Below are 25,695 nucleotides of genomic sequence, written 5' to 3'. Positions count from 1 at the left end.
CTTTTCCCATATAATTGAAAGCAATGACAAAAGAACGGAGAATAAACATGGCAACCTTTGTGGATCAAATTAAAATTGAAGTACACGCTGGTAAGGGGGGCAATGGGATGGTCGCATTTCGGCGCGAAAAGTATGTGCCGAACGGAGGCCCCGCTGGTGGCGATGGTGGTCGCGGGGGGAGTATCATCCTCAAAGTCGATGAAGGCTTACGGACGTTAATGGACTTTCGTTACCACCGTATTTTTAAGGCCCAAAACGGGCAAAATGGGATGAGTAAGCAAATGACCGGGGCGGCGGCCGAAGATACGGTGATTGCCGTACCACAAGGAACCACCGTCCGCGACCTGGACAGTGGCCGGATTTTAGGTGACTTGGTGGAACAAGGCCAAACCTTGGTCGTCGCCAAAGGTGGGCGCGGGGGCCGGGGGAACATGCGCTTTGCTTCCGCGAAGAACCCAGCGCCAGAAATCGCTGAAAACGGGGAACCAGGGGAAGAACGGAATCTGGAATTAGAACTCAAGATGCTGGCGGACGTGGGCTTAGTGGGCTTCCCGTCCGTTGGGAAGTCGACCCTGCTCTCCGTCGTTACCGGCGCGAAGCCGAAAATCGCGGCGTACGAATTTACCACCCTGGTGCCGAACCTCGGGATGGTGATGCTGCCAGACGGGCGCGACTTTGCGATGGCCGATATGCCAGGGTTGATTGATGGGGCCTCTAAGGGGGTCGGATTAGGCTTGCAGTTCCTGCGCCACATTGAACGGACCCGGGTCTTATTGCACTTGGTGGACATGGGGAGTCAAGATCCCGACCAAGTGATTGAACGCTACCATGCGATCAACCATGAATTGGCCAATTATGACCCCGAATTATTGAAGCGGCCGCAAATTGTGGTTGCTACGAAGATGGACCTGCCGGAAGCGGCAACCAACTTGGAATTGTTTAAAGCTGCCTTAGCCCAAGAAGCGCACCAACCTGAAATTTTTGAAATTTCCGCGGTTACCCACCAAGGGGTTCAGGAATTAATGAAGAAGACGGCGAACCTCTTAGATCAAACGCCGGCCTTTGACAGCCTGCGTCATGATGAAGCGGAAAGCGTCAACTACAACTTTGAAGCCACAACCAATGAACCGGACTTTACGATCGACCGCGATCCCGATGGCACGTGGGTCTTAAGCGGGGCGAAATTGGAACGGCTCTTTAAGATGACCGACTTGACGCACGAAGAAAGTCAACTCCGTTTTGCACGGCAATTGCGGCACATGGGGGTTGATGAAGCCTTACGGGCCAAAGGAATCCAGGATGGGGATCTGGTGCGGATCGAAGACTTTGCATTTGAATTTATTCAGTAACGAGGGTTGGCTATGCAGATTGAATTTTTAGGTGCCGGCGCGGGGTCGCCCAGCAAACAACGAAATGTCTCCAGTTTAGCGTTGAAGCTGTTAGAAGAACGGAAGGCAATTTGGCTGTTTGATGTGGGCGAAGCGACCCAGCACCAAATTTTGCGGACGACGATTCGCCCGCGCAAAATTGAAAAGATTTTTATTACCCACTTGCACGGGGACCACATCTTTGGGTTGCCGGGCTTGTTAAGTTCGCGCTCCTTTCAGGGGGGCGATGAGCCGTTAACCATTTACGGCCCCAAGGGGATTAAAGAATACGTCCAAGTGGCGTTGCGGGTCAGTGAGTCGCGCTTGTCTTACCCCTTGAAGTTTGTGGAATTGACGGATGACGGGGAAATTTTCCGGGATGCGACCTTTACCGTTTCGGCCAAGCGCTTGGACCATAAAATTGCCTGCTTTGGCTACCGGATTGAAGAGCACGATCACCCCGGGGAGTTGCAAGTTGAAAAACTGCAGGCCCTGGGGGTGCCGGCGGGACCAGTTTACGGCCAATTAAAGGCCGGGCAAACGGTGACCCTGCCCGATGGCCGGACTTTGGATGGCCACGACTTTATTGGGGCGCCGCAAAAGGGCCGGATCGTGACGATCTTGGGTGACACGCGCAAGACTAAGGCGGCGTTGGCCTTAGCCGCGCACGCCGATGTTTTGGTTCATGAAAGCACCTTTGCCAAGAATGAAGCGCGCTTAGCGCATAACTATTATCATTCCACCAGTGCGCAGGCGGCCCAGGTGGCCAAGCAAGCGCAGGTGGGGCAATTACTGCTTAATCATATTTCCGCCCGTTACGTTGGCAAAGCGGCGACCCAATTGGCCTATCAAGTACGGGAAATTTTCCCGGCGACCCGGGTGGTCAAGGATTTTGAAGAAATTGACATTCCACTCAAGTAAAAGGAAGTGACTGAGGCATGATGCGGCGGTTAAAAGCACTGCGTTCACTGAAAAACAAGGTTGTACTGATCACTGGTGGTTCCGGGGGGATTGGCCAGGCGATTGCCCTGGAAGCGGCCCGGCGGGGGGCAATTGTGATTGTGTGTGCCCGCCAAGCAGCCGTTTTGCGCCAATTGGCCACCCGGTGCATGATTTTATCGGGCCGGCCGGCCTTTTCGTTTCCCTTGGACTTAACGGATCCCGATGCTATTGATGATGTCTTGACCAAAGTGCGCCATGAAGTTGGTGAAATTGACGTCTTGATCAACGCAGCAGGGACGGGAGAATTGGTGGAAGTCACCAAGCAGTCCCAAGCGGCGATGGCCAAGATGACCAACGTTAACCTGTTGGCCGCCATGTACCTAAGTCGCTCCGTGGCCAAGCAAATGATGGACCAAGGGTTTGGGGCGATTATCAATATCGGGGCCTTAAGCGGCAAAATTCCGGTCCCAAGCAGCGCCGTTTATTCGGCCACCAAGGCGGCCTTAATCCACTTCAGCAATATCTTACGGATGGAAGTGGCGGACTTTGGGGTCCAGGTTTTAACGGTTAATCCCGGCCCGGTGCATACTAATTTCTTGACCCAAGCGGATCCAGACCGACATTTTGCGGCCCATTTCCCGGCCTGGATGTTTATTTCGCCCGAAAAACTGGCGAAGCAGATTTGGGACAGCGTGGGCTATAAGCGCCGGGAAATCAACGTCCCGGCTTACACGGCGCAACTTTCGTGGTTCTACCAGGTTTTTCCGGGGCTAGGTGATTGGACGATTAAGAAGGTCTTTGATTATCAACAAAATCGGCAGCAACTGTAACTAAGCAATTGGGGTGATGAATTGGCACAGACAAATTATGAATGGCAACAATTAGCGTTAACCAAGACGCCATTGGCCGCACAGATTGCAGAGCAATGTGATCTGCCGCCACTACTGGCGCAGCTTTTGGTCCACCGGGGCTGTACGTCCTTAGCTGAAGCGCAGCAATTTTTAAAACCCCAGTTGCAAATGATTAAAGAACCCACCGCCTTGCATGATATGGCCCCTGCGGTCGACCGATTGATGCAGGCCATCGAAGCCGGGGAATTAATTACGGTCTACGGGGATTATGACGCCGACGGGATCACCAGTACGGCGTTAATGGTGGAAACCTTAGAAACGGTGGGCGCCAACGTCAATTATTACGTGCCGGACCGGTTTAAGGACGGCTATGGGCCCAACCAAGCTGCGTACCAACGCTTAATTGAAGCTGGCACCCAGCTGATTTTAACGGTCGACAATGGGGTCTCGGGTCAAGAAGCGATCGCCTACGCCAACGCCCAAGGGGTGGACGTGGTGATTACTGACCACCACAGTTTGCCAGCTGAATTGCCGGAAGCCGTGGCGATCGTCCATCCCCAATATCCCGGTGATGAATACCCGGGTGGCGACCTCTCGGGGGTCGGGGTGGCCTTTAAGGTCGCTTGGGCGCTGTTGGAAGAGTTTCCAACTGAGCTGTTAGACTTAGTGGCGATCGGTGAAATCGCCGACGTTGTGTCGGTAGCCGGGGAAAACCGGGCGTTGATTGCCTTGGGCTTGCAACAATTACGCCTGGGGGCGCGAAGTGGCTTGCATGAGCTGCTGGCGTTGACCAATGCGGATGAAGCCCACCTGACAGACCAGGAGGTGGGCTTTCAGTTGGCCCCCCGTTTGAATGCCTTAGGGCGTTTGCAAGATGCCAACCAAGGGGTCGAACTGCTGACGACGTTAGACGAAGCCCGGGCCAAACAGTTAGCCCAAGTGGTTGACGACTGCAATCAAAAACGGCAGGCCCTCGTGCAAGAAGTGACGGCGGCGGCCTTAGCGCTGGCTCAAAGCCCCGCCCAAAAGGACCAACCAGTCTTGCTGCTGGTCGGGCACGGTTGGCACCAGGGCGTGTTGGGGATTGTGGCCAGTCACGTCTTGCAAGCCACGGGGAAGCCGACGATCATTGCCAGCGTAAATGAGGGGGAAACGGTTGCCAAGGCCTCCGGGCGCAGCCGGGCGGGCTTCAACCTGTTTGACGCCTTGGATGCGCACCGCGACTTGCTGGTCGCCTTTGGGGGGCACCCCTTGGCGTGTGGGCTTTCATTTGATATTGAACAAACGGACGCCTTACAAACGGTTTTGCAAGCAGCGGCGTCGGCACAGCAGTTTGATGGTCAGACCAAGCCCACCTTGACCTTAGCGGGCGAATTGACGGCGCCGGAGCTGACGGTTGATTTTTATCGGCAATTGCAACGCTTGGCGCCCTTTGGTCCGGAGAATGAACAGCCTGTCTTTTTAGTGCGGCCGCAACAAATCGGGCCGGTGCAGACGATGGGCAAACAGCAGCAGCACCTCAAATTTACCCTGCCCACGCCCGCCGGTGAAGTGGCCGTGGTGGCCTTTAACCACGCGGACTGGGCCCCGGCTTTGCAAGCGGCGGTGCCAGAACTGGCCGTTAAGTTGGACTTGAACCAGTGGCGCGGGCAAATCAGTCTGCAATTGTTGCTGGAAGACCAGCGCACCATGGGGCCGGTAATCGAAGATGCCCGCGTGTCCCGCTTGATTGCGCCGATGTTTGCCGAAACCGCGGTTTACGTGACGTTTAATCAACAGTTACGGGAAAACTTGACGGGCAACGCGGCGGGGCAGGTGGTGAGTGCGCACCAAGCCCAAACGATGGATTTAACGGACCAAACCGTGGTCATCGTGGATTGTCCACCGGATTTAGCAACCGTCACGGCGATAATCCAAAATGCCAAGACCGCCGCAAAATTACGGTGGCTGTGTTATTCACGGGAGCCGCTTCACCAGGCCGGGATGCCGAATCGCCAGCAGTTTGTGGCCTTATATCAGACCATTCGCCAACAGGCGGTCAACCTCAATCAAATGGGCAGCCAACTGGCGAATTACTTACGGGTGAATAATGAACAGTTAATTTTCATGATTCATGTGTTTTTAGAGTTGAGATTTGTTACAATAAAGGGTGGTGTTTTAGCACCGGTTGACGAAATTACACGGGCGGATTTAACACAAACTATGAGCTATCGCCAGCGGGCAGCCCGCTTAGAAGTCGAGCAAGTCTTGCTTACGAGCAGTACGGCGCAGTTGCAACACTGGGTTCAGCAGGCGTTAGCCAATTAGAGGAGATCTGTATGTCTTTAGATTTACACAATTATGTCGCAAGTGTGCCGGATTATCCGGAAAAGGGGATTATCTTCCGGGACATTTTGCCGTTAATGGCGGATGGCCAAGCTTTTAAGCAAGCCACGGATGAAATTGTTGCCTACGCACGGGATAAGCACGTTGATATGGTGGTTGGTCCGGAAGCCCGGGGCTTTATCGTCGGGTGCCCAGTTGCTTACGAATTAGGGGTGGGGTTTGCCCCGGCCCGCAAGAAGGGGAAGCTGCCGCGGGAAGCGGTCAGCGCCAGCTACGATTTGGAATATGGTTCCGCGACTCTGCAAATGGAAGCCGACGCCATTAAGCCGGGTCAACGGGTCCTGGTGGTCGACGACCTGTTGGCGACGGGTGGTACGATCGGGGCCACGATTGAAATGGTTGAAAAAATGGGCGGGGTCGTTGTTGGGACGGCCTTCCTAATTGAATTAAAGGCCCTCAACGGCCGCGCTAAGCTGGCAGACTACGACGTGAAAGCGTTGATGGAATACTAACAAAAAAGCATGTCAACCAGTTGGTGACATGCTTTTTTCGGCTTGGGCTAGAAGGTTTTACCCGTGAATTCATTACTTGGCAGGGTCGTAAAGTCATACGTCGCCAAGCTGGCAATTGATTGGGTGTAGTAGTGCGCGGCCTGGCCAATCATTAGGTTTAAGGGTTCATCAGCTAATTCCTGGAGAATAATCAGCGGTTTGTGGGCATGGTAGCCATAGCCGACTTCAAAGGCCGTGCCGGAATCAACGTTGGCATGCACGTAGTCAGCCACGACCACCAGGGCATCGGCTTGGTCGATTTCAGCCACGTCCTTGGCAAAAATTTGCTTGGCCCAGGCGGGGCTGCCGACTTCAGCGCTAGGCGCATCATTTTCGTCGGATTGCCGGGGACTGAAGAAGCTGTCGACCGTGGGATTTTGGCGCAAGGCAGCTTCGACTTTTTCGATCCGGGCAATTTGTTCGGGTGAGAAGAAGGGTCCTGCTAAGTAAATTCGCATCGTAAATGCCTCCAATTTCAAGATACTATTAATTGTACCGGGAAGTTAGCAAAAAAGAAGGTTAATTTAGAAAAAAGGTGAAAAAATGATTTTATTAGCGATCTTTGGGGGATTGATGCTGCTGTTGAGCATCTTCTACCTGCTTAATTCATGGCAACGGTATGGACAATGGAAGTGGGCCACCTTTTTGGTCTTGCTCAGCGCGATTCTGACGGGGGTCGGGACCTGGGGAGCACTTACCGGTCATCACCGGGCCAGTTCTTCGCCGACCACTAGTCGTCAAGCAACCGCCCAAACGGCCACTTCCTCATTAGCGGTTGGCAACCAGGCGATGAAGACGGCGGGGGCCGATCAAAGCAGCAAGGAAAACGCCCTCCTCGGCCAGTTGCAAAAGGCCTATGGCAAGCTCGGGACCGTTGGGTTTGATCAAGCCAGCAAGACTTACCAAATCAAGCCGGCGGCCGGCGATGAACAAAAGGCCTTGCAAGCTGTTCTGGATGATCCCAGTCAGGCTGAGCAGATTGGCTGGCCGAAGCTGACCAAATCCTTGCAGCAAACCTCCGCTCAACTCAAAAAGATTTTAGGGGCTGGGTACTCCTTGAGCTTGATGGCGCCTAATAGCGATCAAGCAATGTACACCGTCAAGGACGGGCAAGAAACTTTTACCGCGGTCAAATAAAAGCAACAGAGGTCGGGAAAAACAGCGTTTTTCCCGACCTCTTTGTTATTAATTAAGCCTGGCGTTGCTGGCCGTGGGTCCCGTGCTCTTTTTCGTTTGCTTGGGAAGAGCCAAAAAGCAACTGCCAACCAAGTGCGGCGGCTAAAATGGCAACAATGATAAATAATGGCAACATTATAATCACCCCACAAATAAATTATTGCTATAAATAAATTATCGATCGAAAAGGACGAGTTTGCAATTCAGAAGGCCAAAATGGGGGCGATTTTAAACAATTGTTAAGAATTTGCTCCGTCAAAAGCCCCAAATTGTTGCGTAATGATCAATTTTGTGAAATCGTTTGCAAAATTTGCTAGATTATTAACGATGATTTCGTTATACTAGAGTGGTACCAAGCTTGAAAGGGGTTTCAAAAAATGGAATTATCAACGGCACAATTAGCAAAATACATGGATCACACGATGCTGAAGCCAGACGCAACGGAAGCAATGATTGATCAAACGATTCAAGAGGCGATCAAGTACAATACGGCGTCGGTTTGCGTTAACCCATACTGGGTGAAGAAAGTCAGCGCGGCCTTAGCGGAAACGACGGTAAACCCATGTGCGGTAATCGGCTTCCCCCTGGGGGCCAACGCCACCAGCATCAAGGTGGCTGAAACCAACCAAGTGATCGATGACGGGGCGACGGAAGTTGATATGGTAATCAACATCGGTGAATTAAAGGCTGGTCATGATGAAGTGGTGGCGGCTGACATTCAAGCCGTGGCTGAAGCAACCCATGCCAAGGGGGCATTGCTGAAGGTAATTATCGAAAATTGCCTGCTAACTGATGACGAAAAGGTCCGCGCTTGCCAATTAACGGTCCAAGCTGGGGCTGATTTCGTGAAGACTTCGACGGGCTTCTCGAAGTGGGGCGCCAAGGTCGAAGACGTTAAGTTGATGCGGCAAACCGTTGGTCCCGACTTTAAGATTAAAGCTGCCGGGGGGATTCACAACCTGGCCGAAGCCGAAGCGATGATTGACGCTGGGGCCGATCGGTTAGGGGTTTCAGCTTCCGTAGCAATTTTGGAAGAATCACTGGCAGCAGGTAAGTAGCGAAAGAAGGCGGACACGATGACTTACAAACGCGTTTTTGCAATTGTGTTGGATTCGGTGGGGGCTGGGCCAGCCCCGGATGGCGCCGCCTTTGGGGATCAAGGGGCCGATACTTTGGGTCACGTTGGACACCACTTTGCGGGCAAGTTGGCCTTGCCGAATTTGGCTTCACTGGGCTTGAGTAATCTGCATGCGACCCCAATTGAAGGGGTCCCGGTCGCCCACCCGGCCAAGGGGGCCTACGGGCGGATGGTCGAAATTTCTGCGGGCAAGGACAGCATGGATGGGCACTGGGAAATGATGGGCCTGCCAGTTGAACGCCCGTTAGCGACCTTCCCCAAGGGCTTTCCGGCCAGCATTATTCAGCAACTGGAGGCCTTTTCGGGGCGCAAGGTAATCGTGAACCGACCGTATTCGGGGACCGAAGTCATCAAAGATTATGGTGAACAACAAATGGCCACGGGGGACTTAATTGTCTATACTTCCGGGGACTCCGTGTTGCAAATTGCGGCGCATGAGGAGGTAATTCCGTTAGCCGAACTTTACCGGATTTGTGAATTCGCCCGGACGCTGGTCAACGGGCCGGAATACACGGTAGGTCGCATCATTGCACGGCCATACGTTGGGCCCGATAAGGATCACTTCACGCGGACGGCCAACCGGCGCGACTTTTCATTAGAACCAACCGGGGCGACTGATTTGGATCGTCTAAAAGATGCGGGGCTCGCCGTGATTGGGATTGGCAAGATCAATGATATCTTCTCGGGTCATGGCATTACCAAGGGTTACCACAATGAAAGCAATATGGACGGGATGGATCACGTGGACGAAGTGATGCAGACCGATTTTACCGGTTTTTGCTTTACCAACTTGGTCGATTTTGATGCCATGTATGGTCACCGCCGAAATCCCGCCGGTTTTGGGCAGGCTTTAATGGACTTTGACCGGCGCTTGGGGACGGTCTTGGCCAACTTGCGGCCGGATGATTTATTGCTGATTACGGCCGACCATGGTAATGATCCATGCTACCAAGGTACGGACCATACCCGTGAAGTGGTGCCATTGTTGGCTTATTCTCCATCCATGAAGCATGGAGACATTGACCTGGGGCAGCGGGCAACTTACGCTGACTTAGGGGCCACCATTCTGGCGAACTTCGGGGTGGCCGGCAATGGAGTCGGGACTAGTTTCTTAGCCCAGCTGACGAATTAATTGAGAATGGGGGAAATTAGCATGAGTACGCATATTGAAGCCCAAGCGGGCGACTACGCTGAAACAGTTTTGTTACCGGGGGACCCCCTCCGGGCCAAGTACATTGCCGAAACTTTCTTGACGGATGTCAAGCAGGTTAACCGGGTCCGGAATGCCTTTGGTTACACGGGGACTTATCAGGGTCACCGCATTTCTGTGCAGGGGTCCGGCATGGGGATTCCCTCAATGTCGATTTACATTAATGAGCTGGTGCGCGAATATGGTGTCAAGACCATTATTCGGGTGGGTTCATGCGGGGGGATGGCCCCGGATGTGCACGTGCGGGATGTCTTGTTAGCGTCTGGTTCGACGACGGATTCAGCCGTGACCGCCAATACCTTTGGCCCCGGCGTGCACTATGCGCCCCTGGCCAACTTTGAATTGCTGGACACGGCGTACCACGTAGCCGAAAAGTTAGGCATTCAGGTCAAAGTCGGCGACATTTTTGCGGCGGACCGCTTCTACAACGACGAATTGGACATGCAAAAGTTGGCGGATTACGGGATCTTGGGGACGGAAATGGAATCCGCCGGCCTGTATTTGTTGGGCGCCAAACTGCATTTTAAGGCTTTGTCGGTGCTGACGGTAAGTGATTTGATCTTTGGGGAAGAAAAAGCCAGCGCGGAAGAACGCGAACGGACTTTTAATGATATGATCAAGATTGCGTTAGAAACGGCTATTCAACAAGGCTAAACTAAAACGGGAGCTGGTAAACTAAGTAGTTTGCCAACTCCCGTTTTTTAAACAGATTTGCGCCGAATTGTCAAAGGAATGCTCCGTTGTTAGGGCAGATTTGGAAAAATTGTCCAATGACAAATGGCAATTACGAAAATTATATGTTACAATAATCACTAGATGAAAGCGCTTTTAATGGATCGAAAAATAAAAACGCCAACGTGGCGGGCGAGGTTAAATGAGACGAGTGGGAATCGAACCCACAACCTTTGGTTTAGAAGACCAATGCTCTATCCGGTTGAGCTATCGTCCCAAACTTATATCAGTATATTATAAAACCGCCAATTGTCAAATAAAACCGGTAATTCAATTTATACAACGGATGAGGAAGACGGGGGTGACCAGTAGCTTGGCTGATTAACTCCTGCAAGCAGAAAACCAAGCAGAACGGAGGGGAAACCAATGGTAACCAAAAAAATGGATCCCCGGGTCATCAAAACCCGGAACAACTTGCGCCGGGCCTTAGTGTCTTTGATGCAACGCGAATCCTTGTCGAGTATCAGTGTGCAAAAGATTACCGAGACGGCGCACATTACCCGAGGGACCTTTTATCTCCACTATAAGGACAAGCAGGACTTTATTCAAACGGCCCTGCAGGATTTTATTGATGATTTGTTTGCCAATGTGATGATTACCCCGCCTGATCGGCGTGCTTCCCGGGTCTTTTCGCTCAAGTGTGCCTTTGCTTACATTGAGCAGAATGCCGATGTGTTTACCGTCTTGTTGGGCAAGTCGGTTGGCGAGCGGTTCTATGACCAGCTGTTTGAGCGCCTGCAAGGGGAAATGATGGCCTACGTGCGCGAAACCCGGCTCCCGGTTGACCATAGTGCGGTGCCTTTGGAACTGCAAATTGATTTCGTGGTTTCGGCCGTCTTAGGCGTCATTTCACGATGGTTAGACCAAGGATTGGTCTACACTTCCCGGTATATGACGCTTAACGTGGCTAAAATGCTCAATGGGGCCGAAGGCTTGACGGCCCCGGTAACGACTTTCTTTGATGCCCAACTGCAAGTTGAATTAGGGATCCAACCTGCCTAACTGCTAACGCTGAAAATTTCAGCGTTTTTTTATTGGGAGGGGTTGACGGGGGCGAGCAAGCTTGCTAAAATTTCAATGTTGTATTTGTGAACCAGACAACTACAACCGCACGGTGGTAAGTTTTAAAGCTTTGCGCTGCTTATCCTGGCGAGTCTAAGAATTAAGGAGGTGCACAAAATGTACGCAATTATTGTTACTGGTGGTAAGCAATACAAGGTAGAAGCTGGTCAAGCGATCTACGTTGAAAAGCTGGACGCCCAAGCAGGTGACAAGGTAACTTTTGACAAGGTTGTTTTTGTCGGCGGTGACGACGTTAAGGTTGGGAAGCCATTCGTTGACGGCGCTGCTGTTGAAGGGACGGTTGAAAAGCAAGGCAAGGAAAAGAAGGTTGTAACTTTCAAGTACAAGCCTAAGAAGCACACCCACAACAAGAAGGGTCACCGTCAACCTTACACGAAGGTTATGATTGACGCAATCAACGCCTAAGTTGAGTAGAATTTCCGATGATTAAGACGGCGTTCTACCTTAAGGATCAAAAGATTACCCGTTTTAAAATGACAGGACACGCGGACTTTGCCACGGAAGGGTTAGATATTGTGTGTGCTGGGGTTTCGGCTTTGGCCATCAATACCGTTAATAGCTTGGAACGCTTTACGCCCCAAGTTCCCCAAGTGCAAAGTGACAATGTCAACGGTGGCTATCTTGAGGTCACGGGAGTTGGCATGGACGAAAAATCGCAACTCTTGTTAGCGGCGTTTCAAAATGGCATAATTGACATTGCGGAACGCTATGATCAATACATTGAAGTAAAAATGTTTGAGATTTAAAATTCACTGCTGGAGGTGAAAGTAATGCTTATGGAAATGGATCTTCAATTCTTCTCCCACCACAAGGGGGGTGGTTCCACTGCGAACGGCCGGAACTCTGCTGGTCGGCGTTTAGGGACTAAGGCCGCTGATGGTTCCATGGTAACGGCAGGTTCAATCATCTACCGTCAACGTGGGACGCACATCAACCCAGGTGAAAACGTGGGTCGTGGTGGCGACGACACTCTGTTTGCCAAGGTGGACGGCGTTGTTAAGTTTGAACGCTGGGGCCGCAGCAAGCGGAAGGTATCAGTTTACCCAGTTGCTGATGCTGAATAGTGAAAAAGTCGACAGCGTGAGCTGCCGACTTTTTTGTGTTCTAAGGAAGAAATGACTGGCTCGTATGCTTGTCAAGCAGCGCGGACGATGGTAAACTATTAAGTGGTAATAACTTCGGAAGGGAGTGAGCAGGGATGCTCGCTCTTTTTATTGCAATTAAACTGGAGGTGAAAAAACTGTGAGTAGTGTAATCGAAACCGTTACGGAACTGGTTAATCCCATTTTGGCTGACCACCAATTTGAACTCTACGACGTGGAATTTGAAAAGGAAGGGCCGAGTTGGTACCTCCGGGTCTACATTGATAAGGACGGCGGGATTACGTTAGAAGACTGTGCGATGGTGAGTGATCAGCTGAGCGCAGCCCTGGATGAATGTGATCCTGATCCGATTCCGCAAGCTTACTTCTTAGAAGTTTCCTCCCCGGGCGCTGAGCGGCCATTGCGCAACGAACGGGATTTTGAACGGGCCGTGAATGACTACATCCACGTTTCGCTCTACCAAGCAATTGAGGGCCACAAGGTCTACGAAGGGACGCTGATTGCTTTGACGGCAACGGAATTGACCTTAGATTACCTTGATAAGACGCGGCACAAGACCGTGGTAATCCCCCGGGATAAAGTCGCCAAGGCCCGCTTGGCAATTAAATTTTAACGCAGTGACAAATCGTGGAATGCGAAGAATAATTAGGAGATAAAAATGGCAGCCAAGAAGAAAAACAATCAATATCAAGAATTGTTGGCAGCGATGGATGTGTTGGAAAAAGAAAAGGGCATCAAAAAAGAAGTGATCGTTGAAGCTTTAACGGATGCCTTAGCCAACGCCTACAAGAAGAACTATGATGACAACAATGCCCGCGTTGAAGCGGTGATCGACGACCGGACGGGGGCCTTTAAGGTCTACGTGTTCAAAAAGGTGGTCGAAGAAGTGGTCAACCCAATTGAAGAAATCAGTTTGCGGGATGCCATGGCAATCAGTCACGGTTACGAATTAGGGGACGATTTGCGTCAAGAAGTTACCCCCGGGGACTTCGGGCGGATTGCGGCCCAAACGGCGAAGAATGTCGTGCTGCAAAAGCTGCGGGAAGAAGAACGGCGGATTGTTTACGAAAAGTACAAGCGCCTGCAAGACGACTTAGTTGACGGTGAAGTAGCGCGTGAAGACAAGCGTTACATCTACGTTGACTTGGGTGATGGGGTCGAAGCGGCAATGAACAAGCACGACCAAATGCCAAACGAGCGCTACCGGGTTCACGACCGGGTCCAAGTTTACGTTACCCGGGTCTTGGAAGAAACCCGCGGCCCACAAGTGTTTGTTTCCCGGACGGCGCCCGACCTGTTGAAGCGCTTGTTTGAAAAGGAAGTCCCAGAAATCAGCCAAGGGATCGTTGAAATCAAGGGGATTGTTCGTGAAGCCGGGGACCGGGCAAAGGTCGCCGTCTTCTCCCGGGATGCCAATGTTGACCCGGTTGGGACGTGTGTCGGACCTCGGGGGGCGCGGGTCCAAGCCATCGTCAACCAATTAGGGGGCGAAAACATTGATATCGTCAAGTTCGAAGACGAACCGGAAATGTTCATTCGCAATGCCCTCAACCCCGCTGAAGTTAAAGGGGTATTATTTGACGAAAACAATGGCGAAGTGGAAGAATTAGAACCGATGGGAGAAGATGGTGAAGTGCGGCAACGGGTGCACCATGGTTGCACGGTGATTGTGCCGGACAACCAGCTCTCCTTGGCAATTGGGAAGCGGGGGCAAAATGTTCGCTTAGCGGCCCAACTGACGGGTTACAAATTAGACATTAAGCCATTATCCGAAATGGAAATGCCTGCCGATCAAACGGATGAATTTGCCTTTGACGGTGAATAAATTACTCAATTAACAAACCATTCAAGCAAGCAGCGGGGTGAAAAGAATGAAAAAGAAAAAAGTACCGATGCGCAAAGATATTGTTACTGGTGAGATGATGCCCAAGCGGCAGTTGATCCGGGTCGTAAAGAATAAGGAAGGTGAGGTTTCGCTGGATCCAACTGGTAAGAAGCCTGGCCGTGGGGCCTACGTGGGCATCGATGTGGCGATTGCTGAACGGGCCAAGCGCGAAAAGACCTTTGATAAGGTTTTCGGGGTCACGCTAAACCCTGACTTTTACGATGAATTAATTCAGTACGCTGATCACCAAGCGGCCCGCCAAAAGCTGTTTGGCAATGAATAATCAGCTAAAAATCCTCAACCTCTTAGGCCTGGCTCGCCGGGCCGGCCAAATTACCACGGGCGAAGGCGCAGTGATTAAGGGCTTACGAGCCCACCAAGTCAAATTGGTTTTTCTGGCGCAAGACGCCGGCGCGGCCACGACTAAAAAGGTCACTGACAAGGCGCAAACCTATGGCGCCCCCGTTTGCCAATTGTTTACCAAGCAAGAATTAAGCGGCGCAATTGGTCAAGCCCGGACGGTAATTGGGATCAAGCAGGTGGGGTTTGCAAACCAGTTTCAAAAACTACTTAATCAATAATCAAAAGGGAGCGTGAACCTATGGCTAAGGAACGAATTTACGAATTGGCAAAGGAACTCAAAATGCCAAGCAAGGACCTGGTCAAGCTGGCGAATGATCACGGAATGGCGGTGAAAAGCCACATGTCTTCTGTGACGCCGGATCAAGCCAAGCAACTACGCGGCTTGATGCAACCAGCCGCTAAGCCAACCCCCAAGCCAACGCCAAAACCAGCCTCAACCAAGCCAGCGGCGAAGGCTGAGCAACCAAAGAAGGCCAAACATGATGGGGCGGCCAAGGGTGGTCACGATAAGAAAGCCAACAACGGTGGCAACAACGGGGTTCACTGGTTTGGCAACAAGAACGGGAAGAAAAACAAAAAGGGCAAGAAGAACCGGCAAAACCAACGGATGAAAAATATTCAACCTAAGCAACCAACCCAACGCAAGGATAAGCCGCTGCCAGACGTATTAGAATACACGGATGGGATGAACGCCCAAGACTTGGCTAAAGTCTTACACCGGCCAGCCGCAGAAATTGTCAAGAAGCTCTTTATGCTGGGGGTTATGGTGAACCAAAACCAATCCCTGGAAAAGGACACGATTGAAATCCTGGCGGCCGATTACGGAATTGAAGCAAAGGAAAAGGTCCAAGAAGATATCGCTGACTTGGATCGTTTCTTTGACGTGGCGGATCAAGATGAAGCTAAATTAGTTTCGCGGCCACCGGTTGTAACGGTTATGGGGCACGTTGACCACGGGAAGACGACCTTGTTGGACAACATTCGTCACTCCCACGTGACGGCCCAAGAAGCCGGGGGGATTACGCAGGCCATCGGGGCGTACCAAGTTAACTACAACGACCAAGTGATTACCTTCTTGGACACGCCGGGGCACGCGGCCTTCTCTGAAATGCGGGCCCGGGGGGCCAATATCACCGACATTACGGTCTTAGTGGTCGCAGCTGACGACGGGGTAATGCCGCAAACGATCGAAGCCATCAACCACGCCAAAGCAGCCGAAACGCCAATTATTGTGGCGGTCAACAAGGTTGATAAGCCCGGCGCTAACCCCGACAACGTGACGACCCAACTGACGGAATACGGTTTGATTCCGGAAGACTGGGGTGGTGACACGATCTTTGTTCAAATTTCCGCGAAGTTTGGGAAGAACATTGATGAGCTGTTGGACATGATTCTGCTGCAAGCCGAAATGTTGGAATTAAAGGCCAACCCCGACCAACGGGCCGTCGGGACGGTGGTCGAAGCCCAATTGGACCAAGGCCGCGGCCCCGTGGCGACCCTCTTGGTTCAACAAGGGACGTTGCACGTCGGGGACCCAATCGTGGTCGGCAATACCTTTGGCCGGGTGCGGACGATGACCAACGAAAATGGGCGGCGGATCAAGGAAGCCACGCCATCGACGCCGGTGGAAATTACCGGGTTAAACGCCGTCCCAGAAGCCGGGGATCGCTTTGTAGTCTTTGAAGATGAAAAAACGGCCCGGGCGGCCGGGGAAGAACGTGCTAAGCGGGCGCAAGACGAAGAACGGGCCCGGACCAGCCACGTTACCTTGGATAACCTGTTTGCCACGATGCAAAAGGGCCAAATGAAGTCCTTGCCGATCATTATCAAGGCTGACGTCCAAGGGTCCGTCGAAGCCTTGGCCCAAAGTCTGCAAAAGATTAAGGTTGACGGGGTCCGGGTGGACATTATTCACAAGGCCGTTGGGGCGATCAATGAATCTGATGTGACCCTGGCCGAAGCCTCCAACGCCGTTATCATTGGCTTTAATGTTCGGCCAACGCCAAATGCCAAGAGCGAAGCAGATGCCAACCAAATCGACATTCGGTTGCACCGGGTGATCTACAAGGCGATTGAAGAAGTCGAAGACGCCATGAAGGGGATGCTTGAACCGGTTTACGAAGAAGAGACAATCGGGCAAGTTGAAGTGCGGCAGATTTACAAGGCTTCCAAGATCGGGACGATTGCCGGTGGGATGGTCACGTCCGGGAAGATTACGCGCGATGCCAAGGTGCGCTTAGTGCGTGATGGGGTCGTGATCTACGATGGCGAACTGGGCAGCTTGAAGCGCTTCAAGGATGATGTCAAGGAAGTCAAGCAAGGTTACGAATGTGGTTTGACGATTCAAAACTACAACGACATCAAGGAAATGGATGTTATCGAAGCTTACCAAATGAAAGAAGTACCGGTTGAATAATTGACCAGTGAATCACTTTGAAATGAAGGGAGACAGCTTATGCCAAACAAACGTTACCGGGCAGAACGCTTGGCGCAATTGATCCAGCGTGAAGTGGACGATATTTTGTTAAAGCGGGTCCGGGATCCCCGGGTCCAAGACGTCACGATTACCGGGGTGGATGTGACCGGTGATTTGCAACAAGCGACGATTTATTATAGCTTGTTGTCTGATAAGGCTTCCGTAAACGAAAAAGCGCAAGCCGGGTTGGATAAGGCGACCGGCTTAGTCCGGAGTGAATTGGGACCACGTTTGAATATTTTTAAAGTGCCCCAGATTCGGTTTGAAAAAGATGCTTCCGTTGCATACGGCAATCGCATTGATGAGTTGCTGCGGGAACTGCACCGGAAAAACGAGCTCTAATTAACTTATTCAGGCGGTGCTGACGCGGGTTGGCACCGCCTTTTGCTTAAGCGAAAGGAAGAATGAGATGGACGGAATTATTCCACTGTATAAAGAACGCGGCATGACCAGCTTTGATGCCGTAAGTCGGTTGCGCCGCATTTTACATGAAAAAAAGATTGGCCATTCGGGGACCTTGGATCCCGAGGTGGCCGGGGTCTTGCCAATTTGTGTGGGCAAAGCCACGAAGCTGGTTGACCTGCTGATGGCCTCAGGAAAACAATACGCCGGTGAGCTGTTAATCGGGCAAGCGACGGAGACGGAGGATCTAACTGGTAAAGTCATCGCTACGACCCCAGTGGCCGCTCCGATTCCGGCCGCAACGATTGAAGCGGCGATGCAAAAAATGGTGGGGCCGCTGACCCAAATTCCACCGATGTATTCGGCGGTGAAAGTGAACGGTAAGCGCCTGTATGAATATGCCCGGGCGGGCGAAACCGTTGAGCGCCCCAAGCGGCAAGTGACGATTACCAGTTTTAAGTTGACGGCGACAAGTTATGATTCGGCCACCCAAACCCAACGGGTCCGCTTCATCGTGGATTGTTCCAAGGGGACCTACGTCCGCACCTTGGTGGTGGATCTGGCGAAAGCCTTGGGCTACCCGGGAACGATGGCCAGCTTAACCCGGTTAAAAAGCGGGGGCTTTGAACTGGACCAAACCTTGAGCTTGGCCGATGTCCAAGATCAGATGAGTGCCCAATTACTAAATCTCTATCCGCTAGCCTACGCCGTGCGTGACTGGCCTGCCCACGAATTGACGCCGGAACAGTGGCAAACGGTGAAACACGGGGGCTGGTTGCCCCAGACCAGTCTTGACCAACGGCCCGCGCAAGTGGCATTATTTTATCAACAGCGGCTGCGGGCCTTGTACCAACTAAAGGGGACGGTCTACAAGCCATTGAAGATGATTGATTTAGACGAGGATTAAGCAATGGAAGTATACCGAATTCATCATCCCTTACAAACTGATCAATTGCCAGCGGGACCGGTGGTCTTGGCAATGGGTTTTTTTGATGGGGTTCACCGGGGCCATCAGGCGGTGATCCAACGTGCGCAAGTTGAAGCGCGGCAACGAAATTTGCCGCTGGCGGTTTTGACCTATGACAAGTTGCCGGGGATTGTCTACTCAGCTTTTCCGGCGGGCGTCCATTATCTAACCACGCCGGAGCGTAAATTAGAATTGCTGGCGCAACAAGGGGTTGACCGGGTCTACCTAGTCGATTTTACGGCGCGGTTTGGGGCCCTTTCCCCGCAGGCCTTTGTGGATCAGTACTTGGTGGCCATGGGGGCGGTGGTCGTTGTTGCGGGCTTTGATCACACTTATGGGCCCAAGGATGTGGCGACCATGGCCCGCCTGCCCTTTTATGCGGCAGGGCGCTTTAAAGTAATTGAAGTGACCGAGCAAAGTGCGGGGGCGGAAAAAATCAGCTCAACCCGGATCCGCCACTTGATTGACGAAGGGCAAGTGCAAGAAGCGAATGCTTTGCTGGGGTATCATTACCAAACGACGGGCATTGTCGTCCATGGCTTTGCCCGTGGACGGACCTTAGGCTTTCCGACCGCTAACGTGGCTTGGGATCCGGCGGAGCGCTTGCCAAGCGTCGGGGTGTATGCGGTCCGCTTTTGGGTTGATGGCCACTGGTACCCGGGAATGGCCAGCGTGGGCTATAACGTGACCTTTGGCGAGCATAATCAAAAGACGATTGAGGTCTACCTCTTTGACTTTGCGGCCAATATTTATGGTGAGCACGTGAAAGTCGAATGGGTACAACGGTTGCGCGGTGAAGAGAAATTTGCTGACGTGGCCGGGCTGGTGGCACAATTGCACGCGGATGAACGCGCGGCCCGCCAAATTTTAGCTTAAAGTTATTAACCGGGAGGGCGTAATCGCTAATGTGGTGGCGCCCTCCCGGTTGTCGTTCAGGGGATTAATTGAATCTTAAGTAAAGCACCATAAAGTGGTTAGAATTTTAGGGTTTAATGGGGATAAAACCAGTTAAGGGGATGACAGGATGGAGAATTTAATTGTCCAAAAGTTTAGTGGCAAGGTCATGCAAGACGTGACGACCCGCCAATTGGCAATCCGTCAGGTAAAAGAAGTCCTCGCGACGGGCCACCGGGTAATTGCGGTGGTTTCGGCCCCTAAGGGACCCGCCCAACCGTATGCAACGGCTAGCCTGGAAAAGTTGGTAGGGGGTGACTTTAGTGCTTTACAACCGCGTGAATTAGCCCAGTTGGTCGGCACGGGGGAAGTGATTGCGATGTCCTTGATGGTCAACGAAATGCGTCAGCAAGGCTTAAACGTGGTAGGGCTAACCGGGCCGCAAGCGGGGATCTATACTAACGAGCATTATCAAAAAGCCCAAATTGCGCGCTTGGATAAGCAACCAATTGAGCAGGCCTTTGCCGCCGCTGCGCAGGTCGTCGTGGTGGCCGGTTTTCAAGGCCAAAATGCGGCGGGACAATTAACAACCCTGGAAGTGGGCGGCTCGGACATTACGGCGGCGGTCTTAGCGGCAGCTTTTGGGGCCCAACGGTTGGATTTTTTTGTCGATGTGAGTCCGGCGAAGTCACTGCGGTTAAAGCAAGTCACGGGGCCGACGTTAACGACGACTTTGACCTATCAACAATTGGCGCATTCGGCCGGGGCGCAGGTAATCCATCCCCAAGCGCTGAGTATTGCCCAGCAAGCGGCTTTGCCATTGCGCTTGCAACTAGTCAATCGCCAAGGCGAAGCCACCTGGACGATTGTGAAACCCGCTTAAACCAAACGCCCAGCTTTCATGGTGGTGAAGGCTGGGCGTTTATAGTCTATTAATGCCGCTTACTACGGTGGCTGGCAGTCCCTTTGATCTTGTGCACTTGGGTTTTAAAGTGCGGGTGGGAATCGGTGTCTAATTTAAAGTGGCGCAACTTCCCGGGAAAGGGCCGCCCGCTAAAGCGAATCCCCGACCACGATTGCATCGCTGCCGTCATCGTTTGCAAGCCCGTCAACAGTTTGGGATCGCCGGCTTGTTCGGCGGCGGTTTTGATGTCGGTTTGCAGCCGGGTCAGTAAATTCAGGTGGTAGGTCAGTAATTCTTGGGTGAGGGGGGCATTACGGTATTGATTAAAGAGCTTTTGAATCAGCTCCATGGCCTCGACGGCACTTTGGGGCTTGATATAGCGCGCTTTTTCTTGTGACATAAAATTTCTCCAAATACTTTGACTTTTGTTGACTTTTACCGGTGAGGTTGGTATATTATTAATTGTGTTTAGCACTTAGCAACCAAGAGTGCTAAAAGGAAGTGATGAGATGCTAACACAACGGCAAGAGTTGATCCTCCAGGCGATTGTACGTCAGTTCACCGTCACTGGTCAACCGGTCGGCTCCAAGCTTTTGGCGGAGGTATTGCCTTTTAAAGTCAGTTCGGCGACGATTCGTAATGAAATGGTGGTCCTCGAACATGAAGGGCTGGTGAAAAAGGAACATTCTTCTTCGGGACGGGTGCCCTCCAAGCAGGGGTATCGCTATTATGTTGATCACCTCTTGGATCCAGCGACGATTTCCGCAACGGATTCGGCAATGATTCACAATTCCTTGGGGACGGAATTCCAAAAGATTGATGAAATTGTTTCCCATTCGGCAGAGATTTTATCCAACTTGACGTCCTATACCGCGTTTACTCTGAAGCCCGAACAGCAAAATGTGCGGTTGAGTGGGTTTCGATTGGTGGACCTGGGGAATTCCCGCGTCTTGGGGATTTTAGTGACGGATAGTGGCGAAGTTGAAAGCCAATCCTTTACGATTCCCAAACGCGTTGATCCAGAAGCGTTGGAAGCAGTGATCCGCTTGATTAATGATCAGTTGGTGGGCTTGCCACTGACTGAAGTGGTCAAGCGCCTCAATCAAGACATTCCGGTGCAGCTGACCCAGTATTTGGCACAGCCAGAAGGGTTCTTGCGGATCTTTGATACGGTGGTGAACCGGGCTGCCGGCGAGCGCTTTTACGTTGGCGGCCGGTTTAATCTCTTGGGAATGGACGAGCATAAGGATGGCAAAGCGATGAAGGCGATTTATGAATTGCTGGACCAAAGTGAGCGTTTGTCGTCAATGATTGATCTGGATACCGCGGGTGATGAGGTAACCGTCAAGATTGGTTCGGAAATCGCCAAGGATAAGTTGTTAGATGACTATGCGCTGATCACGGCGAAGTATCAGGTTGATCAATATGGGGAAGGCATCATTGCCGTCTTAGGGCCGGCGCAAATGTCATATGCCCGCACGATTGGGTTGGTGGATGCCTTTCGCCATGAACTTGCAAAACGGTTGTTAAACTACTATCATCATTACTATGATTCCTAGGAGGGGTTAGATGGCAGAAGAAAAGCAAGCGGCACAACAATCCGCCGCTCAAGCAGCAGAGACTGCGGCGCAAGCCGAGGAAGCAACGACCGAAGCGCAAGCCGCATCCGCAGAAGAGCAACAAACGGACTTGGCCAAGCAAGTGGCAGACTTACAAGCGCAAGTCGCGGAAAAAGACGACCAGTACTTGCGGGCCCAAGCTGAAATTCAAAACATGACCAAGCGTTTTGCCAAGGAACGCGAAGGACTGTTAAAATACGATGGGCAAGACCTCGCTAAGGGGATTTTGCCGGTCTTAGATAATTTGAAGCGGGCTTTGGAAATTGAAGTGACCGACGAAAGCGGTCAGCAATTGAAAAAGGGCATTCAAATGGTTCACGATCACCTGGAAAAAGCTTTGCAGGACCATGGGGTAACAGAAATCGACGCGCTCAACAAGCCGTTTGATCCCCAAACCTCCCAAGCGGTTCAAACAGTACCGGTTGCGGATGGTCAAACACCGGACACGGTAGTCCAAGTCCTGCAAGCGGGCTACGTGTTAAAGGACCGGGTACTCCGGCCCGCCATGGTGATTGTTGCACAATAATTTTAGAAAAAAGAAGGTAAGAAAATGGCAAGTAACAAGATTATCGGGATTGACCTCGGGACGACCAATTCTGCCGTTGCCGTAATGGAAGGTAACGAACCAAAGATTATTACCAACCCTGAAGGGGGCCGGACGACCCCGTCCGTAGTTTCCTTTAAGAACGGGGAAGTTCAAGTTGGGGAAGTGGCCAAGCGCCAAGCAATTACCAACCCGAACACGATTAAGTCGATCAAGAGCCACATGGGTGAAGCCGGCTACACGGTTGACATCGAAGGGAAGCAATACACGCCGCAAGAAATTTCAGCGATGATTTTGCAATACCTGAAGAAGTATGCCGAAGACTACATTGGCGACACGGTTACGCAAGCTGTCATCACGGTGCCAGCCTACTTTAACGATGCTCAACGGCAAGCAACGAAGGATGCCGGGAAGATTGCTGGTTTGGACGTGAAGCGGATCATTAACGAACCAACTGCTTCATCGTTGGCTTACGGCTTAGACAAGCAAGAAAAAGATGAAAAGATCCTGGTTTACGACCTTGGTGGGGGGACGTTTGACGTTTCCATCCTTGAATTAGGGGACGGGGTCTTCCAAGTCTTGTCCACGAACGGGGACACGCACCTTGGTGGGGACGACTTTGACCAAAAGATCATGGATTGGCTGGTCGCTGAATTTAAGGCTGAAAACGGGATTGACCTGTCCCAAGACAAGATGGCCTTGCAACGGCTGAAGGATGCCGCTGAAAAGGCAAAGAAGGATCTGTCCGGGGTACAAGAAGCGCAAATCAGCCTGCCATTTATCACGTCTGGTGAAAATGGCCCCCTGCACTTGGAAAAGACGTTGACCCGGGCCCAATTCAACCAACTGACGAATGATCTGGTGGAACGGACCAAGCAACCAGTCCTCAACGCGATGAAGGATGCGGACTTGACCTTCGCTGACATCGATGAAGTGATCTTAAACGGTGGTTCAACGCGGATTCCAGCCGTACAAGAAATGGTAAAGGAATTGACGGGCAAGGAACCAAACCACTCCATCAACCCAGACGAAGCCGTGGCCTTAGGGGCTGCCGTTCAAGGTGGGGTCCTGACCGGGGACGTTAAAGACGTGGTTCTGCTGGACGTTACGCCACTGTCCCTGGGGATTGAAACCATGGGTGGGGTCTTCACGAAGTTGATTGACCGCAACACCACGATTCCAACTTCCAAGAGTCAAATCTTCTCCACGGCCGCTGATAACCAACCAGCCGTTGATATCCATGTTCTGCAAGGGGAACGGCCGATGGCAGCGGACAACAAGACGCTGGGGAACTTCCAATTGACGGATATTCCGCCTGCACCACGTGGGGTGCCACAAATCAAGGTGACCTTTGATATCGACAAGAACGGGATTGTAAATGTTTCGGCCGAAGACCAAGGGACTCACAAGAAGCAAAACATTACGATTAAGTCCAACTCCGGCTTATCCGACGAAGAAATCGAACGGATGAAGAAGGATGCCGAAGCCAACGCCGAAGCCGACAAGAAGAAGAAGGAAGAAGCCGATGTTCGCAACGAAACGGATCAACTGCTCTTCCAAACCGACAAGACCTTAAAGGAATTGGACGGCAAGGTTTCCGCTGACGAAATTCAAAAGGCCAAGGACGCCAAGGAAGAATTACAAAAGGCCAAGGATGCCAACGACATTGAAGCCATGAAGGCCAAGAAGGATGAATTAAACAAGATTATCCAAGACTTGACGGTTAAGCTTTACCAACAAGCCCAAGAACAAAACGGGGCAGCGGGGCAAGGCAACCCAACTTCTGGCAATGACAATGGGCAAGGCAACAACGATGGCAAGACGGTTGATGGTGATTTTGAAGAAGTCAACCCAGACCAAAAGTAAGCTGGTGACCGGCTAGGTAAAAGAGGTTGAGTAGCTACCCAACCTCTTTTGTGAGTTATCAAGTTGTGGTGCGAGGACCAGCGGAATTGATCACAGCAAAGTTGAAGGGGAAAAAGCATGGCAGAGAAAGATTACTACGACATTTTGGGCGTCAAAAAGGATGCTTCGGACGCTGAAATTAAGCGCGCCTACCGTAAATTAGCGGCGAAGTACCACCCGGATGTCAATCATGAACCAGGGGCGGAACAAAAGTTTAAAGACATTAATGAAGCTTACGAAACGCTGAGTGATGCCCAAAAGCGGTCCCAATATGACCAGTTTGGCTCCGCTGGCCCCCAAGGGGGCTTTGGCGGACAGGGCTTTGGGCAAGGCTTTGGCGGTGCGCAAGGGTTTGGTGATTTTTCTGATCTCTTTGGGGACCTCTTTGGCGGTGGCCGGCGGCGCGATCCGCGGGCGCCACAACAAGGACGTGATCTGCAATACACGATGACCCTGGAATTTATGGACGCGATCAAGGGGAAGGCAACGACGATCAAGTACAATCGCGATGCCCAATGCGACGTTTGTCACGGAACTGGGGCCAAGCCGGGCAAAAGTCCGGTCACTTGTCACCAATGTGGCGGCCAAGGCTACATCTTACATCAACGGCAAACGATGATGGGGATGATGCAATCCCAAGAAGTTTGTCCGACTTGTCATGGGACCGGTCAGGAAGTCCAACCGGGGGACCAATGTACCAAGTGTCATGGCGCAGGCCACGTGAGTGAACGGCATGAATTAAAGGTGAAGGTGCCAGCCGGGGTTGACGATGGCCAACAAATGCGCTTGCAAGGCCAAGGGGAAGTTGGCCAAAACGGTGGCCCGTACGGGGACTTATACATTGTCTTTCGGGTGACGCCAAGTCGGGACTTCCGGCGGGATGGCACGACAATTTATGTCGACCAAGACATTTCGTTTACCCAAGCGGCCCTTGGTGACAAGATCAAGGTTAAGACCGTCCACGGTGATGTTGATTTAAAGATTCCGGCCGGGACGGAATCCGAAACCAACTTCCGCTTGCGGGGGAAAGGGGTGCCATTTGTCAACGGTAAAGGGGTCGGTGATGAACACGTTACCGTCCACGTTAAGACACCGCAAAACCTCAACAAGCGGCAAAAAGAAGCCTTGTTGGCCTTCGCGGCGGCTTCTGGTGAAGACGTGAAGGGTTACAAAGGCGGTTTCTTTGATAAGCTGCGCGATGCCTTTGATGACTAAACTTGAATTGGGGACTGGACTTAACCGGTCCCTTTTTCTTTGT

Annotated in this window: 29 protein-coding genes, 1 tRNA gene and 1 other annotated feature; of the genes, 26 read left to right on the top strand and 4 right to left on the bottom strand. The window is 52.0% G+C overall.

All coding sequences use genetic code 11. The features are described 5' to 3' along the window. The first annotated feature begins 47 nt into the window (after positions 1-47). Genes obgE through BN54_RS04025 form a run of 5 tightly spaced genes read left to right on the top strand, consistent with a single transcriptional unit; the run spans position 48 to position 5,997 of the window. The gene (gene obgE / locus BN54_RS04045) at positions 48-1,349 is read left to right on the top strand and encodes a GTPase ObgE (RefSeq protein ID WP_019205870.1); all 1,302 of its coding nucleotides are present in this window, start codon (positions 48-50) and stop codon (positions 1,347-1,349) included. Positions 1,350-1,361: 12 nt separating this feature from the next. Further along, positions 1,362-2,288 carry a ribonuclease Z gene (gene rnz / locus BN54_RS04040; protein WP_019205869.1) on the top strand — a complete coding sequence of 309 codons (927 nt, stop codon included), beginning with the start codon at positions 1,362-1,364 and terminating at the stop codon, positions 2,286-2,288. A gap of 17 nt (positions 2,289-2,305) precedes the next feature. Continuing rightward, positions 2,306-3,139, top strand: coding sequence for an SDR family NAD(P)-dependent oxidoreductase (locus BN54_RS04035; RefSeq protein WP_019205868.1), 834 nt, complete (start codon positions 2,306-2,308; stop codon positions 3,137-3,139). A 21-nt stretch (positions 3,140-3,160) separates the two neighbouring features. Further along, the gene (recJ, locus tag BN54_RS04030) at positions 3,161-5,467 is read left to right on the top strand and encodes a single-stranded-DNA-specific exonuclease RecJ (protein WP_019205867.1); all 2,307 of its coding nucleotides are present in this window, start codon (positions 3,161-3,163) and stop codon (positions 5,465-5,467) included. Positions 5,468-5,478: 11 nt separating this feature from the next. After that, positions 5,479-5,997, top strand: coding sequence for an adenine phosphoribosyltransferase (locus tag BN54_RS04025; protein WP_019205866.1), 519 nt, complete (start codon positions 5,479-5,481; stop codon positions 5,995-5,997). 47 nt (positions 5,998-6,044) lie between these two features. On the opposite strand, the gene BN54_RS04020 is transcribed toward BN54_RS04025, so the two are convergent. After that, positions 6,045-6,494, bottom strand: a complete 450-nt coding sequence (locus BN54_RS04020) for a nucleoside 2-deoxyribosyltransferase (protein WP_019205865.1) — start codon at positions 6,492-6,494, stop codon at positions 6,045-6,047. An 85-nt stretch (positions 6,495-6,579) separates the two neighbouring features. On the opposite strand from BN54_RS04020, the gene BN54_RS04015 reads away from it, so the two are divergent. Continuing rightward, positions 6,580-7,173, top strand: coding sequence for a hypothetical protein (locus BN54_RS04015; protein WP_019205864.1), 594 nt, complete (start codon positions 6,580-6,582; stop codon positions 7,171-7,173). A gap of 52 nt (positions 7,174-7,225) precedes the next feature. Here BN54_RS04015 and BN54_RS10465 read toward each other — a convergent pair whose 3' ends face one another. After that, positions 7,226-7,348 (bottom strand): hypothetical protein, encoded by a 123-nt coding sequence (locus BN54_RS10465; protein ID WP_019205863.1) that lies wholly within the window; start codon positions 7,346-7,348, stop codon positions 7,226-7,228. A 241-nt stretch (positions 7,349-7,589) separates the two neighbouring features. Between BN54_RS10465 and deoC the strand changes: the two genes are divergently transcribed. From deoC to deoD, 3 genes are read left to right on the top strand one after another with little or no spacing between them, the layout of a single operon-like run. Beyond that, positions 7,590-8,270 (top strand): deoxyribose-phosphate aldolase, encoded by a 681-nt coding sequence (deoC, locus tag BN54_RS04010; RefSeq protein ID WP_019205862.1) that lies wholly within the window; start codon positions 7,590-7,592, stop codon positions 8,268-8,270. Positions 8,271-8,288: 18 nt separating this feature from the next. Continuing rightward, positions 8,289-9,482, top strand: a complete 1,194-nt coding sequence (locus tag BN54_RS04005; protein WP_019205861.1) for a phosphopentomutase — start codon at positions 8,289-8,291, stop codon at positions 9,480-9,482. A 21-nt stretch (positions 9,483-9,503) separates the two neighbouring features. After that, positions 9,504-10,214, top strand: coding sequence for a purine-nucleoside phosphorylase (gene deoD / locus BN54_RS04000; RefSeq protein WP_019205860.1), 711 nt, complete (start codon positions 9,504-9,506; stop codon positions 10,212-10,214). Positions 10,215-10,435: 221 nt separating this feature from the next. Here deoD and BN54_RS03995 read toward each other — a convergent pair. Next, a tRNA-Arg gene (locus tag BN54_RS03995) sits at positions 10,436-10,509 on the bottom strand. 149 nt (positions 10,510-10,658) lie between these two features. Between BN54_RS03995 and BN54_RS03990 the strand changes: the two genes are divergently transcribed. From BN54_RS03990 to BN54_RS03930, 13 genes are all read left to right on the top strand, one after another. Next, a complete protein-coding gene (locus tag BN54_RS03990) occupies positions 10,659-11,294 on the top strand; it encodes a TetR/AcrR family transcriptional regulator (protein ID WP_019205859.1) in 636 nt (211 codons plus the stop codon). Between the two features lie 93 nt (positions 11,295-11,387). Then, positions 11,388-11,459, top strand: a sequence feature (ribosomal protein L21 leader region). 12 nt (positions 11,460-11,471) lie between these two features. After that, complete coding sequence (gene rplU, locus BN54_RS03985; RefSeq protein ID WP_019205858.1) at positions 11,472-11,780, top strand: 50S ribosomal protein L21; 309 nt, start codon at positions 11,472-11,474, stop codon at positions 11,778-11,780. A 17-nt stretch (positions 11,781-11,797) separates the two neighbouring features. Further along, a complete protein-coding gene (locus tag BN54_RS03980; protein WP_019205857.1) occupies positions 11,798-12,121 on the top strand; it encodes a ribosomal-processing cysteine protease Prp in 324 nt (107 codons plus the stop codon). Positions 12,122-12,151: 30 nt separating this feature from the next. Beyond that, positions 12,152-12,439 carry a 50S ribosomal protein L27 gene (gene rpmA, locus BN54_RS03975; protein ID WP_040469917.1) on the top strand — a complete coding sequence of 96 codons (288 nt, stop codon included), beginning with the start codon at positions 12,152-12,154 and terminating at the stop codon, positions 12,437-12,439. Positions 12,440-12,617: 178 nt separating this feature from the next. Then, positions 12,618-13,091: a ribosome maturation factor RimP gene (rimP, locus tag BN54_RS03970; RefSeq protein ID WP_019205855.1), complete on the top strand. Its 474-nt coding sequence runs from the start codon at positions 12,618-12,620 to the stop codon at positions 13,089-13,091. 45 nt (positions 13,092-13,136) lie between these two features. Next, positions 13,137-14,303 (top strand): transcription termination factor NusA, encoded by a 1,167-nt coding sequence (nusA, locus tag BN54_RS03965; RefSeq protein WP_019205854.1) that lies wholly within the window; start codon positions 13,137-13,139, stop codon positions 14,301-14,303. A 46-nt stretch (positions 14,304-14,349) separates the two neighbouring features. Beyond that, a complete protein-coding gene (gene rnpM / locus BN54_RS03960) occupies positions 14,350-14,646 on the top strand; it encodes an RNase P modulator RnpM (RefSeq protein ID WP_040469722.1) in 297 nt (98 codons plus the stop codon). Next, positions 14,639-14,944 carry a L7Ae/L30e/S12e/Gadd45 family ribosomal protein gene (locus BN54_RS03955; RefSeq protein WP_019205852.1) on the top strand — a complete coding sequence of 102 codons (306 nt, stop codon included), beginning with the start codon at positions 14,639-14,641 and terminating at the stop codon, positions 14,942-14,944. Before rnpM ends, BN54_RS03955 begins: the two co-directional genes overlap by 8 nt. A 20-nt stretch (positions 14,945-14,964) precedes the next feature. Then, complete coding sequence (gene infB / locus BN54_RS03950; protein ID WP_019205851.1) at positions 14,965-17,142, top strand: translation initiation factor IF-2; 2,178 nt, start codon at positions 14,965-14,967, stop codon at positions 17,140-17,142. Positions 17,143-17,181: 39 nt separating this feature from the next. Beyond that, entirely contained in the window at positions 17,182-17,544 is a 363-nt protein-coding gene (rbfA, locus tag BN54_RS03945) for a 30S ribosome-binding factor RbfA (protein WP_019205850.1), read from the top strand. Between the two features lie 67 nt (positions 17,545-17,611). Then, on the top strand, positions 17,612-18,511 hold the full coding sequence (gene truB, locus BN54_RS03940; RefSeq protein ID WP_019205849.1) for a tRNA pseudouridine(55) synthase TruB: 900 nt from the start codon (positions 17,612-17,614) through the stop codon (positions 18,509-18,511). 3 nt (positions 18,512-18,514) lie between these two features. Next, positions 18,515-19,447 carry a riboflavin biosynthesis protein RibF gene (gene ribF / locus BN54_RS03935; RefSeq protein WP_019205848.1) on the top strand — a complete coding sequence of 311 codons (933 nt, stop codon included), beginning with the start codon at positions 18,515-18,517 and terminating at the stop codon, positions 19,445-19,447. A gap of 148 nt (positions 19,448-19,595) precedes the next feature. Further along, entirely contained in the window at positions 19,596-20,348 is a 753-nt protein-coding gene (locus BN54_RS03930; protein WP_019205847.1) for an amino acid kinase family protein, read from the top strand. Positions 20,349-20,397: 49 nt separating this feature from the next. Here the strand turns inward: BN54_RS03930 and BN54_RS03925 are convergent, their stop codons facing one another. Further along, positions 20,398-20,769 (bottom strand): hypothetical protein, encoded by a 372-nt coding sequence (locus BN54_RS03925; protein ID WP_019205846.1) that lies wholly within the window; start codon positions 20,767-20,769, stop codon positions 20,398-20,400. 109 nt (positions 20,770-20,878) lie between these two features. On the opposite strand from BN54_RS03925, the gene hrcA reads away from it, so the two are divergent. From hrcA to dnaJ, 4 genes are all read left to right on the top strand, one after another. Further along, the gene (gene hrcA / locus BN54_RS03920) at positions 20,879-21,928 is read left to right on the top strand and encodes a heat-inducible transcriptional repressor HrcA (RefSeq protein ID WP_019205845.1); all 1,050 of its coding nucleotides are present in this window, start codon (positions 20,879-20,881) and stop codon (positions 21,926-21,928) included. Positions 21,929-21,938: 10 nt separating this feature from the next. Next, positions 21,939-22,514, top strand: a complete 576-nt coding sequence (gene grpE / locus BN54_RS03915; protein WP_019205844.1) for a nucleotide exchange factor GrpE — start codon at positions 21,939-21,941, stop codon at positions 22,512-22,514. 24 nt (positions 22,515-22,538) lie between these two features. Then, positions 22,539-24,398, top strand: a complete 1,860-nt coding sequence (dnaK, locus tag BN54_RS03910; protein WP_019205843.1) for a molecular chaperone DnaK — start codon at positions 22,539-22,541, stop codon at positions 24,396-24,398. A 117-nt stretch (positions 24,399-24,515) separates the two neighbouring features. Beyond that, entirely contained in the window at positions 24,516-25,652 is a 1,137-nt protein-coding gene (gene dnaJ, locus BN54_RS03905) for a molecular chaperone DnaJ (protein WP_019205842.1), read from the top strand. Positions 25,653-25,695: the final 43 nt, after the last annotated feature.

It is taken from the genome of Limosilactobacillus ingluviei str. Autruche 4 (genome assembly GCF_000312405.1).
Taxonomy (GTDB): Bacteria; Bacillota; Bacilli; order Lactobacillales; family Lactobacillaceae; genus Limosilactobacillus; species Limosilactobacillus ingluviei.
This window is presented reverse-complemented; position numbering and strand designations above follow the sequence as displayed.

Coding starts and splice junctions, on each gene's coding strand:
- obgE (WP_019205870.1), top strand. CDS start 48: ATGGCAACCTTTGTGGATCAAATTAAAATTGAAGTACACGCTGGTAAG.
- rnz (WP_019205869.1), top strand. CDS start 1,362: ATGCAGATTGAATTTTTAGGTGCCGGCGCGGGGTCGCCCAGCAAACAA.
- BN54_RS04035 (WP_019205868.1), top strand. CDS start 2,306: ATGATGCGGCGGTTAAAAGCACTGCGTTCACTGAAAAACAAGGTTGTA.
- BN54_RS04025 (WP_019205866.1), top strand. CDS start 5,479: ATGTCTTTAGATTTACACAATTATGTCGCAAGTGTGCCGGATTATCCG.
- BN54_RS04020 (WP_019205865.1), bottom strand. CDS start 6,494: ATGCGAATTTACTTAGCAGGACCCTTCTTCTCACCCGAACAAATTGCC.
- BN54_RS04015 (WP_019205864.1), top strand. CDS start 6,580: ATGATTTTATTAGCGATCTTTGGGGGATTGATGCTGCTGTTGAGCATC.
- BN54_RS10465 (WP_019205863.1), bottom strand. CDS start 7,348: ATGTTGCCATTATTTATCATTGTTGCCATTTTAGCCGCCGCACTTGGT.
- deoC (WP_019205862.1), top strand. CDS start 7,590: ATGGAATTATCAACGGCACAATTAGCAAAATACATGGATCACACGATG.
- BN54_RS04005 (WP_019205861.1), top strand. CDS start 8,289: ATGACTTACAAACGCGTTTTTGCAATTGTGTTGGATTCGGTGGGGGCT.
- deoD (WP_019205860.1), top strand. CDS start 9,504: ATGAGTACGCATATTGAAGCCCAAGCGGGCGACTACGCTGAAACAGTT.
- BN54_RS03990 (WP_019205859.1), top strand. CDS start 10,659: ATGGTAACCAAAAAAATGGATCCCCGGGTCATCAAAACCCGGAACAAC.
- rplU (WP_019205858.1), top strand. CDS start 11,472: ATGTACGCAATTATTGTTACTGGTGGTAAGCAATACAAGGTAGAAGCT.
- BN54_RS03980 (WP_019205857.1), top strand. CDS start 11,798: ATGATTAAGACGGCGTTCTACCTTAAGGATCAAAAGATTACCCGTTTT.
- rpmA (WP_040469917.1), top strand. CDS start 12,152: ATGGAAATGGATCTTCAATTCTTCTCCCACCACAAGGGGGGTGGTTCC.
- nusA (WP_019205854.1), top strand. CDS start 13,137: ATGGCAGCCAAGAAGAAAAACAATCAATATCAAGAATTGTTGGCAGCG.
- rnpM (WP_040469722.1), top strand. CDS start 14,350: ATGAAAAAGAAAAAAGTACCGATGCGCAAAGATATTGTTACTGGTGAG.
- BN54_RS03955 (WP_019205852.1), top strand. CDS start 14,639: ATGAATAATCAGCTAAAAATCCTCAACCTCTTAGGCCTGGCTCGCCGG.
- infB (WP_019205851.1), top strand. CDS start 14,965: ATGGCTAAGGAACGAATTTACGAATTGGCAAAGGAACTCAAAATGCCA.
- rbfA (WP_019205850.1), top strand. CDS start 17,182: ATGCCAAACAAACGTTACCGGGCAGAACGCTTGGCGCAATTGATCCAG.
- truB (WP_019205849.1), top strand. CDS start 17,612: ATGGACGGAATTATTCCACTGTATAAAGAACGCGGCATGACCAGCTTT.
- ribF (WP_019205848.1), top strand. CDS start 18,515: ATGGAAGTATACCGAATTCATCATCCCTTACAAACTGATCAATTGCCA.
- BN54_RS03930 (WP_019205847.1), top strand. CDS start 19,596: ATGGAGAATTTAATTGTCCAAAAGTTTAGTGGCAAGGTCATGCAAGAC.
- BN54_RS03925 (WP_019205846.1), bottom strand. CDS start 20,769: ATGTCACAAGAAAAAGCGCGCTATATCAAGCCCCAAAGTGCCGTCGAG.
- hrcA (WP_019205845.1), top strand. CDS start 20,879: ATGCTAACACAACGGCAAGAGTTGATCCTCCAGGCGATTGTACGTCAG.
- grpE (WP_019205844.1), top strand. CDS start 21,939: ATGGCAGAAGAAAAGCAAGCGGCACAACAATCCGCCGCTCAAGCAGCA.
- dnaK (WP_019205843.1), top strand. CDS start 22,539: ATGGCAAGTAACAAGATTATCGGGATTGACCTCGGGACGACCAATTCT.
- dnaJ (WP_019205842.1), top strand. CDS start 24,516: ATGGCAGAGAAAGATTACTACGACATTTTGGGCGTCAAAAAGGATGCT.